Source organism: Stutzerimonas stutzeri (assembly GCF_018138085.1).
Taxonomy (GTDB): Bacteria; Pseudomonadota; Gammaproteobacteria; order Pseudomonadales; family Pseudomonadaceae; genus Stutzerimonas; species Stutzerimonas stutzeri_AI.
This window is the reverse complement of sequence record NZ_CP073105.1, coordinates 2752854-2769338: the sequence shown is the minus strand read 5'-3', so window position 1 is coordinate 2769338 and position 16485 is coordinate 2752854. Positions and strand designations below refer to the sequence as shown.

Below are 16485 nucleotides of genomic sequence, written 5' to 3'. Positions count from 1 at the left end.
GCGCTATGACGATTTACAAATCGAATACTGACAGGGTGGTAGTGCTGGATACCGAAACCACTGGCATGCCGGTGACCGATGGCCACCGGATCATCGAGATCGGCTGTGTCGAAGTCATCGGGCGACGCCTGACCGGTCGGCACTATCACGTCTATCTGCAGCCGGATCGAGAAGTCGACGAGGGCGCCATCGCCGTTCACGGCATCACCAACGAATTTCTGACCGACAAGCCGCGATTCAAGGACGTCGCCGACGAGTTCTTCGAATTCATCAAGGGCGCGCAGCTGATCATCCATAACGCGGCGTTCGACGTTGGCTTCATCAATAATGAATTTGCCTTGCTCGGCCAGCAGGATCGGGCCGAGCTGAGCGAGCATTGCAGCATCCTCGATACCCTGTTGATGGCGCGCGAGCGCCATCCTGGTCAGCGCAACAGCCTCGACGCGCTGTGCAAGCGTTACGGCGTGGACAACTCGGGCCGCGATCTGCACGGCGCTCTGCTCGACGCCGAGATCCTCGCTGATGTCTACCTGACCATGACCGGCGGGCAGACCAATCTGTCCCTGGCCGGTGAGGGGGCCGACTCCGAGAATGGTGGTCGCCAGCAGGCCACGCCGATCCGCCGGTTGCCGGCTGACCGTCCCAGCACCCTGGTCATTCGTGCCGATGCCGAAGAGCTTGCTGCGCACGCGGCGCGCATGCAGGCTATCGAGAAGGCCGCGGGTGCGGCTCCGCTCTGGGTACAGTTGGAGCAGCCGGCCGATATCGAGGCTCAAGCCCTGCCGGCTTGACCGGCTGCTGGCGATAATCTCGCCGACGCGCGCATTTCGCGCTTGGAGCTTGGGGGCGGAGCTTCTACGCTGGAGGGGAATGCCTCCAGGAACCGCCCATGTACAAAGACCTCAAGTTTCCCATCCTCATCGTTCACCGCGACATCAAGGCCGATACCGTCGCTGGCGAGCGAGTCCGTGAAATCGCTGCGGAGCTCGAACGGGACGGCTTTCATATCCTCCCGACCGGCAGCGCTGCCGAAGGCCGCATCGTCGCGTCCACGCATCATGGGTTGGCCTGCATTCTGGTCGCGGCCGAGGGGGCCGGGGAAAATCAGCGGCTGCTGCAGGACGTCGTCGGCCTGATTCGTGTCGCTCGACGTCGCGCGCCCCAGTTACCGATCTTTGCCCTGGGTGAGCAGATCACCATCGAGAACGCGCCCGCCGAGGCGATGGCGGATCTGAACGAGCTGCGCGGTTTGCTCTATCTGTTCGAAGACACCGTTCCCTTTCTTGCGCGGCAAGTGGCGCGGGCTGCGCGCGCCTATCTGGACGGCTTGCTGCCGCCGTTTTTCCGCGCGCTGGTGCAGCACACCGGTGACTCCAACTATTCCTGGCATACGCCAGGCCACGGTGGCGGTGTCGCCTTTCGTAAAAGCCCGGTCGGGCAAGCCTTTCATCAGTTTTTCGGCGAAAACACGCTGCGTTCCGATCTGTCGGTCTCGGTACCTGAGCTCGGCTCGCTACTCGATCATACCGGCCCGCTGGCGGCAGCCGAGGCGCGTGCGGCGCGCAACTTCGGTGCGGACCACACGTTCTTCGTGATCAATGGCACCTCGACGGCGAACAAGATCGTCTGGCATTCGATGGTGGCGCGGGACGATCTGGTGCTGGTAGACCGCAACTGCCACAAGTCGATATTGCATTCGATCATCATGACCGGGGCGATACCGCTCTACCTCACCCCGTCACGCAATGAACTGGGGATCATCGGGCCGATCCCACTCGAAGAGTTTTCTCCCGAGTCGATCCAGGCCAAGATCGACGCGAATCCGCTGGCGCGCGGACGATTGCCGCGGGTCAAGCTGGCTGTCGTCACCAACTCCACCTATGACGGCCTCTGCTATAACGCCAACCTGATCAAGCGGACACTGGGCAACAGCGTCGATGTGCTGCACTTCGACGAGGCATGGTACGCATACGCCGCGTTTCATGAGTTCTATGACGGGCGCTATGGCATGGATACGCGCGAACAGGGGCCTCTGGTATTCACCACCCATTCGACGCACAAGGTACTTGCGGCCTTCAGTCAGGCATCGATGATCCACGTACTCGACAGTCAGCAGCGGCAACTGGATCGTGATCGCTTCAACGAAGCCTTCATGATGCATATCTCGACGTCCCCGCAGTACGGGATTCTCGCATCGCTCGATGTCGCCTCGGCGATGATGGAAGGTCCCGCCGGGCGATCGCTGATCCAGGAGACCTTCGACGAAGCGCTGAGCTTTCGCCGTGCGCTGGCCAATCTTCGGCAACATCTGGCGGCTGATGACTGGTGGTTCAGCATTTGGCAGCCGCATGCGGTGGACGGCGCGGATGAGCTGGTCACGACCGATTGGCTGCTCGAGCCGGAAGCCGATTGGCATGGCTTCGGCGAAGTCGCGAACGATTATGTGCTGCTCGATCCGATCAAGGTCACCCTGGTCACGCCCGGACTCACGGCTGGCGGCAAGTTGAGCGAGCGGGGCATCCCTGCTGCAGTAGTCAGCAAATTCCTGTGGGAGCGGGGCTTGGTGGTGGAAAAGACCGGGCTTTATTCGATCCTGGTGCTGTTCTCGATGGGCATCACCAAGGGCAAATGGAGCACGCTGCTGACGGAACTGCTGGAGTTCAAGCGTCATTACGACAACAACCTTTCGCTCTGCGATGCCCTGCCGAGCATCATGCAGGCCGGAGGCAGTCAGTACGTTGGCATGGGGCTGCGGGATCTGTGTGATTCGCTGCACGACTGCTACCGCGAGAACGCCACGGCGAAGGCCATGCGACGCATGTATACCGCGTTGCCGCTACTGGCGATGAAGCCGGCGGATGCCTACGACAAGCTGGTTCGAGGTGAGGTCGAAGCAGTGCCCATCGATGCCCTCGAGGGCCGTATCGCCGCCGTCATGCTGGTGCCATACCCGCCAGGCATTCCGCTGATCATGCCGGGGGAGCGCTTCACCGCCGAGACGCGATCGATCCTCGACTATCTGGATTTCGCCCAGCGTTTCGCCGAGCGTTTCCCTGGCTTCGATGCCGACGTGCACGGGCTGCAGCGCGAAGATCATCCGGACGGCACGCGCTATACCGTCGACTGCATACTCGAGATGTGACCGTCCTCTGCCAAGGATGTGCAAGGCGTGGGCTGCATCACAACGTCCCGCATCGACTTTCACTCGGCTGTTGTTATAGTTGCTCGGTTGAGAGCAGTCCCTGCCGCGGAGCTGTTTAACTGTTTTCAGGCACTGAGGTGCCTCGGCTGTCGAGGATGATAGCGTGACTGAATACCAAGCCTTCCGTGTGGAGTTGAAGGACAAGATCGCCCATGTAGCGATCAACCGGCCTGACAAGGTCAACGCCATGAACGCCGCGTTCTGGAGTGAAATAGTCGATATCTTTCAATGGATCGACGATACGGACGAGGTTCGGGTGGTGATCCTGTCCGGCGAAGGCAGGCATTTTTCGGCTGGCATCGATCTCCAGTTGTTGGCGCAGGCGGCCAGTCAGATGGGCAGCGACGTCGGTCGTAACGCCGAGCGCCTGCGCCGACAGATTCTCAAGCTGCAAGCATCGTTCAATGCGGTGGATAACTGCCGCAAGCCCGTGATCGCTGCGATCCAGGGCTATTGCATTGGCGGTGCGATCGATCTGATCGCAGCCTGCGATATGCGCTACAGCACGTTCGACGCGCAATTCTCCATCAAGGAAATCGACATGGGCATGGCCGCCGATGTCGGTACGCTGCAGCGGCTGCCGCGGATTATCGGTGACGGAATGATGCGCGAGCTCGCCTATACCGGGCGCACCGTCGAGGGACAGGAGGCGCAGTCCATAGGGCTGGTCAATCGTGCATACGAAGACCTGCCGGCCCTGATGAGCGCGGTCGGTGCCTTGGCCGCCGATATCGCGGCCAAATCGCCAGTAGCCATACGCGGCACCAAAGAGATGATTCGCTACATGCGAGACCACCGGGTCGACGATGGCCTCGAATACATTGCCACCTGGAACGCGGCGATGCTTCAGTCCGCGGACCTCAAGGTCGCCATGGCTGCCCACATGAGCAAACAGAAACCGGACTTCGCCGACTGATGCGTCATTACTCTAACGTTGCGCGGGAGGCGCGCTAGCCATGGTTACCGGAGCTACTTCACTCAGCCTGGTCCGCGATGAGCTATTCGCTACCATGGAAGAAGCCGAGCAGAGCCTCGAGCACTTCATCATCGATCGGAGCAACGGCAGTCTGTTACAGCAGGCTGTCGAGAACCTGAAGCAGGTGCGCGGTACGCTCAAGCTCATCGAGTTGACCGGCGGCGAGTTGCTTGCGCAGGAGATTCTGCAGCTGGCGACCGACATCCCGGTCGGTGCCGGCGAGGAGCGGGACACTCAGTTGGCGGCGCTGAGCAACGCGCTTTATGTGCTCGGACGCTATCTGGAAAGCGTCGATGCCAGCCGGCAGGAGATGCCCGAACTGCTCCTGCCACCCATCAATGCCCTGCGGCTGGCCAACGGACAGGCGCCGTTGCCGGAGAGCTTTTTCTTCAGCGTCCGCCTCGATCACGCTCGGCCGCCAGTGGCCGCGGCGGCCAGAGAGCCTGCAGCGCTTGGGACCGAAGCGCGACGATTGCGTCAGATGTATCAGGTCGGGCTGCTCGGTTTCATTCGTGAAGACAAAACCTCGGCGAGTCTCAAGCTCATGGCTCGAGCGCTCAGCCGTCTGGATCTCCTGTTCGCGAACACGCCCGGCGGCCGCCTGTGCTGGCTGGGTAGCGCCGCGTTGGAGGCTCAGCTCGATGGCCAGCTGTTGCCGCGTCAGTCACGCAAGCAGTTGTTCTCCCGTCTCGATCGCGAGCTGCGTCAGCTCAGCAGCAGCGATGCCTACGAACCGCCGCGTGTGCTGCTCAAGGAGCTCCTGTACCTTGTGGCATTGGCCGAAAGCAGTGGGCCGCTGGCGACCCAGGTTCGGGAAACCTTCTCGCTTGGATCGCTGCCCTTTACCGACCATTTGCTAGAGGACGAATCCCAGCGTCTCGCCGGCCCCGGGCAGGCGGTGATGCGCTCGCTGTCATCCGCTATCCGGGAAGAGCTGGCGAGTCTCAAGGACCTCTTGGATCTGATCGAACGGCAGACCGCGCCGGCCGAGTCCTACGCGCATCTGCACAGCTTGGTCGGTAAGCTGGCGAAGACCCTCGGTATGGTGGGGCTCTCTTCGGCGTCCAGCGCCTTGCATGCGCAGCTTCCGGTGGTCTCAGGCTGGAGCGCCGAGCAGCTGCCGGATTCGCAAGCGCTGCTGAAGTTGGCTGACGCGGTCCTCTACGTAGAGAGCATGGTCGCAAGCCTGGAGCGGGGCGAGCGCCGAGATGTACGGCCGCAGAGCGTGCAGCCAGGCCACGAAGCCGAAGCATTCGCCAACCATCAGCTCACCGAGGCGTGCATCGTCGTCATCGGCGAAGCCACGGCGGGGCTCGCGCTGGCAAAGCGCGCGATCACGGCTTATCTGGAGTCCAACGGAGAGAAGCTGCACCTGGCGAACGTGCCTTTCAGCCTGATGGCGGTGCGTGGCGGGCTGCGTTTCCTCGAGCAGGACCGGGCTGCCGAACTGATCGGCGCCTGTGCCGACTTCATCCAGAAGCAAATGCTGGAAGGCGTGCAGATGCCCCCTGAACAAATGCTCGAAACCCTGGCCGATGCCTTGACCAGCCTCGAATATTACCTCGACGGCGGCGCGATACTGCGTCGTGACGCTTCCCGCGTAAGCGTGCTGGATCTCGCGACCGAGAGCGTCCGTGCGCTGGGCTTGCCGGTGGCAGCCTGATGAGCCTGCGTTGGCAGCCGGCACTGCTCGATCCGTCCGATATCGGCGGCTGGGCCGTCGTGCACTGTGAGCACGGCTTTCTGTTCGATGCCAACGGCGTGCTGTTTCCCAGGGACTGGCTCAAGCGCCTCGAATTGCCGTTGCTCAGCGAGCAGGGTCTGGGCTACTTCGAAGGCGATTCGGTGTATCTGCTGGAGCTGGCGCATCCGGTCGAGGTGCCTGGCGCGACCTGGCAGGGGCTGCGCCAATTCATGCTTCAGGATGACGACACCGATCGGTTCCGCATGCTCGGCTTCGCGGCCCAGATAGGCACCTGGGCGAGCCATCATCGCTTCTGTGGCAGCTGTGGCGGCCCGATGCGCCAGCACCCGCGCGAAAGGGCGATGCAGTGCGAGCGCTGTGGCATTCACCAATACCCCCGCATTTCCCCCAGCATGATCGTCCTGGTGACGCGAGAAGACGAGCTGCTCCTGGCCCGCTCTCCTCGGTTCGCTGCCGGGGTGTACAGCACCTTGGCCGGATTCGTGGAGCCCGGTGAATCGGTCGAGCAATGCGTCCGGCGCGAGGTGCATGAGGAAGTTGGTGTTGCGATTCGCGATCCTCGCTACATCTGTAGTCAGGGCTGGCCGTTTCCACATTCCCTGATGCTGGGCTTCCATGCCGAATACGCCTCCGGGGAGATCGTCATGCAGCCAGAAGAAATCGAGGACGCCGGTTGGTTCTCGATACACGACCTGCCCCCGTTGCCGGCGCCGAAATCCATCGCCCGTTACCTGATCGACCTCTATGTGGCTCGGCGTTTAGGCCGCCCCGAACCAGTGCTGCCAGGCTAAGCGCACGCTTAGCGCCAGCACGATGGAGATGAAGATCGGACGGATGAACTTCGAGCCTCCCGTTATGGCGGTGCGAGCGCCGAGATAGGCGCCGATCATCAAGGCGATCCCCATCCCGATCCCCAGCGACCAGGCGACCTGCCCGCTGATGATGAACACGGCGAGTGCGACACCGTTGCTGACGAAGTTCATGCTGCGCGCGACGCCGCTGGCTTTGAGCAGATCCAGCGGATACAGGAGCATTGTGCTGACCGTCCAGAACGCACCGGTACCGGGACCGGCTACGCCGTCGTAGAATCCCAGCGTCAACCCTTGTGGCCACTGCCGATATCGTGAAATGGGCGCCTGATCGACTCGTGGCGCCGTGGGTGCGCGCCCAAACAACAGGTACAAGCCACAGGCGAACACCACCACTGGCAGCATTTGATTGAGCCAGTGTGCCGGGATCAGGTGGGCCAGCCCTGCGCCTAGCGCTGCGCCGATCGCAGTAGCCAGCAATGCAAACCGCCATTGCCGTGGCTCGAACAGTTTCCTGCGATAGAAGGTATAACTCGCGGTGGCCGAACCGAAGGTCGCGCACAGCTTATTGGTGCCGAGAACCAGATGTGGCGGCAGCCCTGCGGTAAGCAGCGCCGGCAGCGTCAGGAGGCCGCCTCCGCCAGCAACCGCGTCGATGAAGCCAGCAAGAAAAGCGACCATCATTAGGGCGACCAGAACCAGCGGATCCACGGCGAATTCAAGCATCGGCATATTGTCGCTCTTGGTAACGTAGGGCAGGCGGAGCATGATGCCGGTTGCCAGGCAAGGCGCCAATGGTTGGCTACAACATCCTGTCCAAGTGGGCGAACGGTCGCAGAATGTCGACTCGTCCCCAGTGTTCCTCTCCGATGCTGGCTGGCTCGGAAGCCCGTATCGATAATGCCCCGTCGAATCTGTGGAAGGCCATCGATGCAATATATGGGACTCGCGGTGGTTGTCGCGTCGTCGGCGCTGCTCATCGCTCTAATCGCCGCGCGGGTGCTGACTGGCGGCCACTGGCTGTTGGGCTGGTTGCGCGGAACCCTGGGTATGTCCGTGCTAGTAATCGCAGGGCTGATCGGATTGATCGCCTGGGACGTCACGACTTATCAGCCGCTGGTACAAGGTGCCCCTTTGGTGTCGCTCTCCTTTCAGGCCGACGGGCAGCAGCGTTATCAGGTGAAAGTCGAGGAGGGCAGCCGCATCCGCTATGTCGTGCTGGAAGGCGATCTCTGGCAATTGGACGTGCGCGCGCTCCACTGGAAAGGTCTTGCGTCGCTCATTGGGCTGAAGCCCGGTTACCGGCTGGAAAGGCTCTCTGGGCGCTACCTTGCCGTCGAGCAGGAAGATCGGGCTCACCGCCCAAGCGTGGCGTTGGGACATAGCCAGGCCGGGGTAGACTTCTGGGCATGGTTGCAAGGTTGCCAATGTGGGTCGTTGTTACTCGAGGCGCAGCCCCGGCGAGTGAGTTATCTACCCATCGCCGACGGTGCCAGTTATACCGTCGAGATGGCGCCGACGGGGCTGTTGGCAAAACCGGCAAACGACGCTGCCGAACGGGCGATGAAGGACTGGTAGCCCCAGGTTTTTGTACGCTTGACGAAAAAAGGGAACCCTCGGGTTCCCTTTTTTCTTAGCGCGATGTTCGATCAGGCAAGATAGCCGCCGTCCACGTTGACGGACAAGCCGGTGGTGTAGCTCGATGCGTCGCTGGCCAGATACAGCACGGCGCCGGCCATTTCGCTGGGGTCGGCAACGCGTTTTAGCGGGATATGGCGCAGCGCTTCCTCACGGATCGAGTCGTTCTTGACCAGTGCCGAAGCAAACTTGGTATCGGTCAAGCCCGGCAACAACGCGTTGCAGCGGATTCCTTGCGGTGCGCATTCCTTGGCGAAGGCCTTGGTCATGTTGATCACGGCAGCCTTGGTGACCGAGTAGATGCCCTGGAAGTTGCCAGGTGTCACGCCGTTGATGGAGGCCACGTTGATGATGCTGCCGCCGCCATGCTCACGCATCAGCTTGCCAGCCTCGACGGACATGAAGAAATAGCCGCGGATGTTCACATCGACGGTCTTTTGGAACGCCGAAACGTCTGTGTCGAGAATATGGCAGAACTGTGGATTGGTCGCGGCGTTGTTGACCAGAATGTCCAGCCGACCGAATTGGTCGCGAATCTGAGCGAATACGGCCTGGATCTGCTCCAGCTCTCCGATGTGGCAGGCGACCGCGGTTGCTTTGCCCCCAGCGGCGGTTATCGCATCCGCGACAGCCTGGCAGCCTTCGATCTTGCGGCTGGAAACAATGACGTGCGCGCCTTGCTGGGCCAGGAGTTTTGCAATGGCCTCACCGATACCGCGGCTGGCGCCGGAGACGAAGGCGATCTTGCCATCGAGATCGAACAGGGTGGTTTTGCTCATGACGGGTTCCCTCTAGGTGAGCTGTGTTACAGCTTCGATTTGTTGATGACCTGCAGGCTCGCTTGCTCGAGCAGGGCGTTCATTTGCACGAACTTGGAGAATCGCTTGTCCTGGGTTTGGCCGTGGAAATAGCGGTAGTAGATCTGCTGGACGATGGCGGCCAGACGGAACAGGCCATAGGTGTAGTAGAAGTCGAAGTTGTCGATTCGAATACCGGCGCGCTCGGCGTAATAGTCGACGAACTCCTGGCGCGTCAGCATGCCGGGGGCATTGCTCGGCTGCTTGCGGATCAACTGCATCGGCGGCGGATCGGTCGCTTCGATCCAATAGGCGAGCGTATTGCCCAGATCCATCAGCGGGTCGCCTATGGTGGTCATCTCCCAATCCAGCACACCGATGATTTCCATCGGGTTGCTCGGGCTGAGGATGACATTGTCGAAGCGGTAGTCGTTGTGGACGATGCCGGGCTTGGAGTGATCGGCCGGCATCTTGTCGCGCAACCAGCTCTTTACCGGCTCCCAACCGGGCGCATCGGCCGTGATGGCCCGCTCGTAGCGGTCGATCCAGCCGCTGATCTGCCGCTGCACGTATCCCTCCGGCTTGCCCAGGTCACCAAGGCCGCAGGCGTTGTAGTCCACATTATGCAGGTCGACGAACTTGTCGATGAAGCTCTTGCACAGCGCCGTGGTTTGCTCCGCTGTGAATCCAAGCTCGGACGGCATGTCTTCACGCAGAATGATGCCGTTGACGCGCTCCATGACATAAAACTCGGCGCCGATGAGCGTTTCGTCAGTGCAATGCACATACGCCTTCGGGCAGTAGGGGAAACCTGCGTTGAGCTGATTGAGAATCCGGTATTCCCGGCCCATGTCATGCGCAGACTTGGCTTTGTGTCCGAACGGCGGGCGGCGTAGCACGAACTCCTGCTTCGGGTATTCGAGCAGATAGGTCAGGTTGGATGCCCCGCCCGGAAATTGCGAAATGATCGGCTTGCCCTCAAGGCCCGGGATGTGGGCTTTGAGGTATTGGTCGATGATATCGGTGGGCAGCTCTTCACCCTCGCGTATGCGGCTGGTCTGATCTGTTAGCGCCATGCTTGTCCCTTCTTTTGATCGATGCCTGGTAAGCAGGTCTTGGCAGCCCGAGCCCAAGACGACGACTGACCATCCGGCGCTCGTAATCTAAAGGCGGCGGCGACCATGACCAAGCAAAGTCGGTCGTTATTGGCCTGGGTGTTGCCGTGTAATCAGGGTGCTTGATGCGCCAAGTTCGTTAAAAAAGCGCATAAAAAAACCGAAGTCGCGAGACTTCGGTTTTTTTCGTTGCATATCCGCGGTCAGGCCGGAAACAGCTCGCTGAGCTTCAGTGCGAGCATCATGTCGCCTTCGGCGCGCAGCTTGCCGGCCATAAACGCCTGCATTCCGTCAGTTTCACCGCTAATGACGCCCTGCATGGTTTCGCTGTCCATAATCAGCGTAACGTTCGCGTCAGCCGATTCGCCTTTATGGAAATCGCAGGTGCCGTCCTTCACGACCAGGTAGTAGTTTTCGGCATCGGTGATGTTGAACTGGAAAACCAGGTCCAGGCCGGCCGCTGCCCTGGGGTTGAACTTGGCCTTCATGCCCTGAATGGTATCGTCGACATTGCTCATCGGTATGTCCCTTTGTTCTCGTGGAAAGACGTGCAGCCCGCGGCCGCAGTTGGCTGGAGCCTATCGATAGGTGACGAGCTCCGGATTCTTCAACAGTTCCAGGTGTACATGACTATTGAACGAGGCGAGGGCCACGTCCTGATCGCGGAATTTCAAGCGGCTGAGTGAGGTATTGACGATCTGCCAGTTCAGCTCGAACGCCTTGATAGGCGGTACGCCGATGATCAATTGAAGCAGTGCGGTAATGGTCCCGCCAGAGGTGAAAATGGCGATATGGTCCTTTTTGCCTGCTTGGGCGAGCACCCGCTGCAAGCCGGCCTGGACGCGGTCCACGAAGCTCTGCCAGCTCTCCAGGCCGTGCTTCTCATGCTCGCCGGACGCCCAGCGGTAGATCACGTATTGGAACAAACGTTGGAATTCGGCGCGGTGACTGGCTGCGTTGGCGAGGATCTGCATGGCCTCGGGCTCGACGGCCAGCAAATCGTCCATGTGCGCGCGAATCACTTCGTCGGCATGAAATTCATTGAAGGCGGGGTCGGTCTCTATGGCTGGTTGTGGTAGTTGCGGGCCTGCGCCCATGCGTTGCAACGTCGCGCTTGCCGTGTCCCGCTGCCGATTGAGGTCTCCGCTGATGCAGCGGTCGAAGCGAATGCCCAGGCGATCCAAGTACTCGCCCAAGGCGCTAGCCTGCTGAATGCCAAGCGGTGACAGGACATCATAATTTTCTGCGCCGAATGACGCCTGACCATGTCTGATCAGGTAGATGCTGCCCATGCTTCGCTCCGGACCTATTTTTCGCGAGGGTAGGGGGATCGCCCTGGGGTGTCAACGATAAATCATACGTTTGTTTGAATTGGCTCGCGCTGCTCAAATTGTCGCGCAGTCGGTATGCTTGAGCGCTTACGCCAATCGGAACGGTTCTACTGGCGGCTATCGATTCAAGGGGGACCTGTGGAGTTTCTTGCTGACTATGCAAGCTTTCTGGCTAAAACCGTGACGCTGGTGGCCGCCGTGCTGGTGGTGCTGATAGCGCTTGCGTCGCTGCGGCGTGGGCGAACCAAGCAAGCGGGTGGCCATCTGGAAGTTCACAAACTCAACGATTTCTATAAGTCGATGCGTGAGCGTCTCGAACAAACCATGATCGACAAGGAGCAGCTCAAGCAACAGCGCAAACGCGAGGCCAAGGCGGCCAAGCTGGCGAAGAAGAATCCCGAAACCCGTCCGCGGGTTTTCGTGCTCGATTTCGACGGTGACATCAAAGCGTCCGCAGTGGATAGCCTGCGCCACGAGATCACTGCGGTGCTGACCATGGCTACGCCCCAGGACGAGGTTGTGCTGCGCCTGGAGAGCGGTGGTGGCATGGTTCATGGTTACGGGCTTGCGGCATCGCAGCTGGTGCGCATCCGCGATGCCGGGGTGCCTCTGACCGTCTGCGTGGACAAGGTTGCGGCGAGCGGCGGATACATGATGGCCTGCATCGGCCAGAAGATTCTCAGTGCGCCCTTCGCCATTCTCGGTTCGATCGGCGTCGTTGCCCAATTGCCCAACGTCCATCGTCTGCTTAAAAAGCACGACGTCGATGTCGAGGTGCTGACCGCTGGCGAATACAAGCGCACCCTGACGGTCTTTGGCGAGAACACCGAAAAAGGCCGGGAGAAATTCCAGGACGATCTGGAGACCACACACGAGCTGTTCAAGAACTTCGTTGCGCGCTATCGGCAACAGGTCGCCATTGACGACGTTGCAACGGGTGAGGTCTGGCTGGGCATCGCCGCGTTGGGCAAGCAGTTGGTCGACGAGCTGAAAACCAGCGATGAGTATCTGGCTTCACGAGCCCATGATGCGGACCTTTACCAGCTGCATTACGCCGAGAAGAAGAGTCTTCCGGAGCGCTTTGGCATGGCGGCCAGCGTCGCTCTGGAGCAGAGCGTGATGAAAGGTTGGGCGCGGCTCAACGAACAGCGATTCTGGCAATGACGGAGGTACCGATGGGAAGCTTTCTGGCGCTGCAGGCGCGTGAAAACGCGAGTGGCCGATTCGAGACGCAGGTCGTCGAGCGCAACATCGACGAGCTGCCGGCCGGCGAGGTGCTGATTCGTGTCAGCTATTCTTCGCTGAATTACAAGGATGCTCTTTCGGCCAGTGGCAACCGTGGTGTGACGCGCAATTTCCCGCACACACCAGGCATTGATGCGGCCGGCGTCGTTACCGAGTCGAGCGTCTCGGAGTTCTTTGCAGGTGACGAGGTCATCGTTACCGGCTATGACCTGGGTATGAACACGGCGGGTGGTTTTGGCCAGTACATCCGCGTGCCGGCAGCCTGGGTGATCAAGCGTCCCGCCGGGCTCTCCCTGCGCGAAGCCATGGCGTTGGGGACGGCCGGACTGACCGCTGCGCTCTGTGTGGACAAACTTGAGCAGGCTGGCCTCGAAGCGACCGACGCACCGGTGCTGGTTACTGGCGCGACAGGCGGCGTCGGCAGCATTGCGGTCGCTTTGTTGGCCAGTCTCGGTTACCACGTCGCAGCGGTCACCGGCAAACCGGACCACGCTGATTTCCTTACCGGGCTCGGCGCCAAGCAGGTTCTGGAGCGCAGCGCCCTCCAGGCCGGTACCGAGAAGCCCCTGCTGCGAGAACAATGGGCGGGCGCCGTCGATACGGTCGGTGGCGATATCCTGTTCAATGTCGTCAAATCACTGCAGCGCGGCGCGAGCGTCGCATGTTGCGGTCTGACTGCCGGCACGAATTTCCAGGCCAGCGTACTGCCCTTCATCCTGCGAGGGGTAAACCTGCTTGGCGTCGACTCGGTGGAGATCCCGCTGGTGGTCAAGGCCTCGATGTGGGATCGCTTGTCAGTGCAATGGAAGCTGCCGAACCTGGACGCTCTGGTGAAAGAAATCACCTTGGCAGAGCTGCCTGCAGCCATAGCGCAAATGCTGAACGGACAGCAAGCGGGGCGGATGTTGGTTCGGCTCGACTGACGCTGCCAGGGGCAGCCTCTGGTCAGCGCGCTATAGAAGCCATAGGCAACGCCCATTTCATTCCGCTGCGCCGCTGAAAGAAGCTAACGCTCACTTCAACGCAGCGGGGTCCGTATGAAAGCACTGGCAGAGAAAATCAAGGTCATCTTTGGCCGGCAACAGCAGGGCCAGGTCGCCCCGATAGAGCATCCGAATTTCTGGATGTATTCATGACGCAAAACCCGCCGAGTGGCGGGTTTTGCATTACAGCGTGGCTCAGCCTAGTCGCCGGCGGAACAGCGGTAGCGGCTGGTCAACGGCGGCCTGGTAGGTGACGCTGAAGTCTTCCAGGCTTTGCAGCGCATCATAGGGGTCGCGGTCAGGGCGGATGGCGAAGGCATCGAAACCGCAACGCCGCATGTAGAACAGCTGATCACGCAGCACATCGCCGATCGCCCGGATTTCTCCCTTGTAGGCATAGCGTTCGCGTAGCAAGCGTGCGCTGGAGTAATGGCGACCATCGGTAAAGGTTGGGAAATTGAGCGCGATCACCTGAAAATGCTCAAGGTCATCGGCAATTTCTTCGACCGCTTCGTCGGCGTCCAGCCAGATGCCCAAGCCACCGTCACGCGCCTTCAATGCGTGAGCGTGATCGAGCCACAACTGAAACGGTACGATCAGGTCGTCGCAATTGGACAGGCTATCCAGGGACACATCTTTGGGCAGCAGGTGCCAGGTCTCGTCGATGACCTGCCCGTCCTTAATGATTCGCTGCATAGACGCGCTCCTTGAAGGGGTCGATACCGATACGGCGGAAAGTGTCGAGAAACTGTTCATCTTCGGTACGTTGCTCCACGTAGACGCCAATGATCTTTTCGATCACATCCGGCATTACGTCCTGTGCGAAGGACGGGCCGAGTATCTGGCCGAGGCTGGCATTACGGCCGGAGCTGCCACCGAGCGACACCTGGTAGAACTCGGCGCCTTTCTTGTCCACGCCGAGGATGCCGATGTGGCCCACATGGTGATGGCCGCACGCATTCATGCAGCCGGAGATGTTCAGGTCGATGTCGCCAATGTCGAACAGATAGTCCATGTCATCGAAGCGGCGCTGAATGGCTTCGGCGATCGGGATCGACTTGGCATTGGCCAGCGAGCAGAAGTCGCCACCGGGGCAGCAGATGATGTCGGTCAGAAGACCGATGTTCGGGGTTGCAACGCCGAGCTCGCGAAGCTCGTTCCATAGCTCGAACAGACGTGACTGTTCGACATCCGCAAGAATCATGTTCTGCTCGTGGGAATTGCGCACTTCGCCAAAGCTGTAGCGATCCGCCAGATCGGCGATGGTGTCGAGCTGCTTGTCGGTGACATCGCCTGGAGCCACGCCGGTGCTTTTCAATGACAGCGTTACGGCGGCATAACCCGGTTTTTTGTGCGCCACCACGTTGCGCTCGCGCCACCGGGCGAAGCCGGGGTGCTCCGCGTCGAGCGCGGCGAGCGCCTCGGTCTGGTCTTCCAGGGTCCTGTAGTCGGGGTCGATGAAAAACTTGCCGATGCGCTCGACTTCGGCTTCGGTCAGGGTGTTCGGGCCATCCTTCAGGTGCGCCCACTCGGCTTCGACGCGCTCGGCGAACACTTCCGGCGTAAGCGCTTTGACCAGGATCTTGATCCGGGCCTTGAACTTGTTGTCGCGACGGCCATAGCGGTTGTAAACACGCAGGATGGCGTCGAGGTAGGTCAGCAGGTGCTGCCAGGGCAGGAATTCATTGATGAAGCTGCCGACGATGGGCGTGCGCCCCAGGCCGCCGCCCACCGACACGCGAAAGCCCAGCTCGCCTGCGTCGTTCTTCACCGCCTCGAGGCCGATGTCGTGCACTTCGATGGCGGCCCGGTCGCTCGCGGCGCCGTTTACCGCAATCTTGAACTTGCGTGGCAGGAAGGCGAACTCGGGATGGAAGGTCGACCATTGACGAATGATCTCGCACCAGGGCCGAGGGTCGATCAGTTCATCCTTGGCCACACCGGCGAACTGGTCGGTGGTGGTGTTGCGAATGCAGTTGCCGCTTGTCTGGATGGCGTGCATCTGTACGGTCGCCAGCTCGGCGAGGATGTCAGGAACGTCCTCCAGTTCGGGCCAGTTGAGTTGCACGTTGGTCCGAGTACTGATGTGGGCATAGCCCTTGTCGTACTTGCGAGTGATTTCCGCCAGCTTGCGAATCTGAGTAGACGACAAAAGCCCGTAAGGCACGGCGATGCGCAGCATCGGCGCGTAGCGCTGGATGTACAGGCCATTCTGCAGGCGAAGGGGCAGCAGTTCCGCGTCGGTCAGCTCACCAGCCAGGTAGCGGCGAATCTGATCACGGAACTGACGCACGCGATCCTCGATGATGTGCTGGTCGTACTGGTCGTATACGTACATGAGGTGTCCTGTTATTCAGGCTGTCTACAGCTTTCCGCGCGCACGGCCGCGCACCCGTTTTAGGGAAGGCCGGCACGATACCAGTTAGCGTTTATGCGTAAAAGTGATGTTTGGGAATATGTTTAGAACGAAACGCTGCGTTTTGGGCATTTGAAAGCCTTGTTCTTGAGCGCCTCGCCGGCATGGTCTTAACTGCAAGCAACCTGAGCGTCGATTACTTCTATAAACAAGGAGAGCAGCCATGTCCGAGCATTCCCATCGCGGTGGAAATGACAGCAGGGCGGATGCCGCCGCCATCTTTGTCCTGATTCTGCTGGCGGTTGCCACCGCCGTGTTCTGGGTCAGT

The 16485-nt window shown here is 60.5% G+C and carries 15 protein-coding genes; 8 read left to right on the top strand and 7 right to left on the bottom strand.

The window, feature by feature from the left end:
* The first annotated feature begins 5 nt into the window (after positions 1-5).
* The 5 genes from dnaQ to nudC all read left to right on the top strand — a co-directional run bounded on the left by dnaQ (position 6) and on the right by nudC (position 6674).
* Positions 6-791, top strand: coding sequence for a DNA polymerase III subunit epsilon (gene dnaQ / locus KCX70_RS12665; protein ID WP_212617771.1), 786 nt, complete (start codon positions 6-8; stop codon positions 789-791).
* Positions 792-889: 98 nt separating this feature from the next.
* Entirely contained in the window at positions 890-3142 is a 2253-nt protein-coding gene (locus tag KCX70_RS12660) for an Orn/Lys/Arg decarboxylase N-terminal domain-containing protein (protein WP_212617770.1), read from the top strand.
* A gap of 163 nt (positions 3143-3305) precedes the next feature.
* Complete coding sequence (locus KCX70_RS12655; protein ID WP_212617769.1) at positions 3306-4118, top strand: crotonase/enoyl-CoA hydratase family protein; 813 nt, start codon at positions 3306-3308, stop codon at positions 4116-4118.
* Positions 4119-4158: 40 nt separating this feature from the next.
* The gene (locus tag KCX70_RS12650; RefSeq protein ID WP_102850384.1) at positions 4159-5841 is read left to right on the top strand and encodes a ferrous iron transporter B; all 1683 of its coding nucleotides are present in this window, start codon (positions 4159-4161) and stop codon (positions 5839-5841) included.
* Positions 5841-6674, top strand: coding sequence for an NAD(+) diphosphatase (gene nudC / locus KCX70_RS12645; protein ID WP_102850385.1), 834 nt, complete (start codon positions 5841-5843; stop codon positions 6672-6674). The genes KCX70_RS12650 and nudC overlap by 1 nt, the downstream gene beginning before the upstream one ends.
* On the opposite strand, the gene KCX70_RS12640 is transcribed toward nudC, so the two are convergent.
* A complete protein-coding gene (locus tag KCX70_RS12640; protein WP_102851444.1) occupies positions 6642-7424 on the bottom strand; it encodes a TSUP family transporter in 783 nt (260 codons plus the stop codon). The two genes, nudC and KCX70_RS12640, sit on opposite strands and share 33 nt — an antisense overlap.
* A gap of 198 nt (positions 7425-7622) precedes the next feature.
* Between KCX70_RS12640 and KCX70_RS12635 the strand changes: the two genes are divergently transcribed.
* Positions 7623-8270, top strand: a complete 648-nt coding sequence (locus KCX70_RS12635) for a hypothetical protein (RefSeq protein WP_212617768.1) — start codon at positions 7623-7625, stop codon at positions 8268-8270.
* Between the two features lie 71 nt (positions 8271-8341).
* Here the strand turns inward: KCX70_RS12635 and KCX70_RS12630 are convergent, their stop codons facing one another.
* From KCX70_RS12630 to KCX70_RS12615, 4 genes are all read right to left on the bottom strand, one after another.
* Entirely contained in the window at positions 8342-9109 is a 768-nt protein-coding gene (locus KCX70_RS12630; protein ID WP_212617767.1) for an SDR family oxidoreductase, read from the bottom strand.
* A 26-nt stretch (positions 9110-9135) separates the two neighbouring features.
* Positions 9136-10203 carry a phosphotransferase family protein gene (locus tag KCX70_RS12625; protein ID WP_102850387.1) on the bottom strand — a complete coding sequence of 356 codons (1068 nt, stop codon included), beginning with the start codon at positions 10201-10203 and terminating at the stop codon, positions 9136-9138.
* A gap of 242 nt (positions 10204-10445) precedes the next feature.
* Positions 10446-10760, bottom strand: a complete 315-nt coding sequence (locus KCX70_RS12620; protein WP_212617766.1) for an SCP2 sterol-binding domain-containing protein — start codon at positions 10758-10760, stop codon at positions 10446-10448.
* A 60-nt stretch (positions 10761-10820) separates the two neighbouring features.
* A complete protein-coding gene (locus tag KCX70_RS12615) occupies positions 10821-11534 on the bottom strand; it encodes a histidine phosphatase family protein (protein WP_102850389.1) in 714 nt (237 codons plus the stop codon).
* A 177-nt stretch (positions 11535-11711) separates the two neighbouring features.
* Between KCX70_RS12615 and sohB the strand changes: the two genes are divergently transcribed.
* A complete protein-coding gene (gene sohB / locus KCX70_RS12610) occupies positions 11712-12737 on the top strand; it encodes a protease SohB (protein WP_102850390.1) in 1026 nt (341 codons plus the stop codon).
* Positions 12738-12748: 11 nt separating this feature from the next.
* The gene (locus KCX70_RS12605) at positions 12749-13741 is read left to right on the top strand and encodes a YhdH/YhfP family quinone oxidoreductase (protein ID WP_212617765.1); all 993 of its coding nucleotides are present in this window, start codon (positions 12749-12751) and stop codon (positions 13739-13741) included.
* A gap of 255 nt (positions 13742-13996) precedes the next feature.
* Here the strand turns inward: KCX70_RS12605 and KCX70_RS12600 are convergent, their stop codons facing one another.
* A complete protein-coding gene (locus KCX70_RS12600) occupies positions 13997-14497 on the bottom strand; it encodes a DUF934 domain-containing protein (protein WP_212617764.1) in 501 nt (166 codons plus the stop codon).
* Positions 14481-16139 (bottom strand): nitrite/sulfite reductase, encoded by a 1659-nt coding sequence (locus tag KCX70_RS12595; protein ID WP_102850393.1) that lies wholly within the window; start codon positions 16137-16139, stop codon positions 14481-14483. Before KCX70_RS12595 ends, KCX70_RS12600 begins: the two co-directional genes overlap by 17 nt.
* Positions 16140-16485 lie beyond the last annotated feature (346 nt).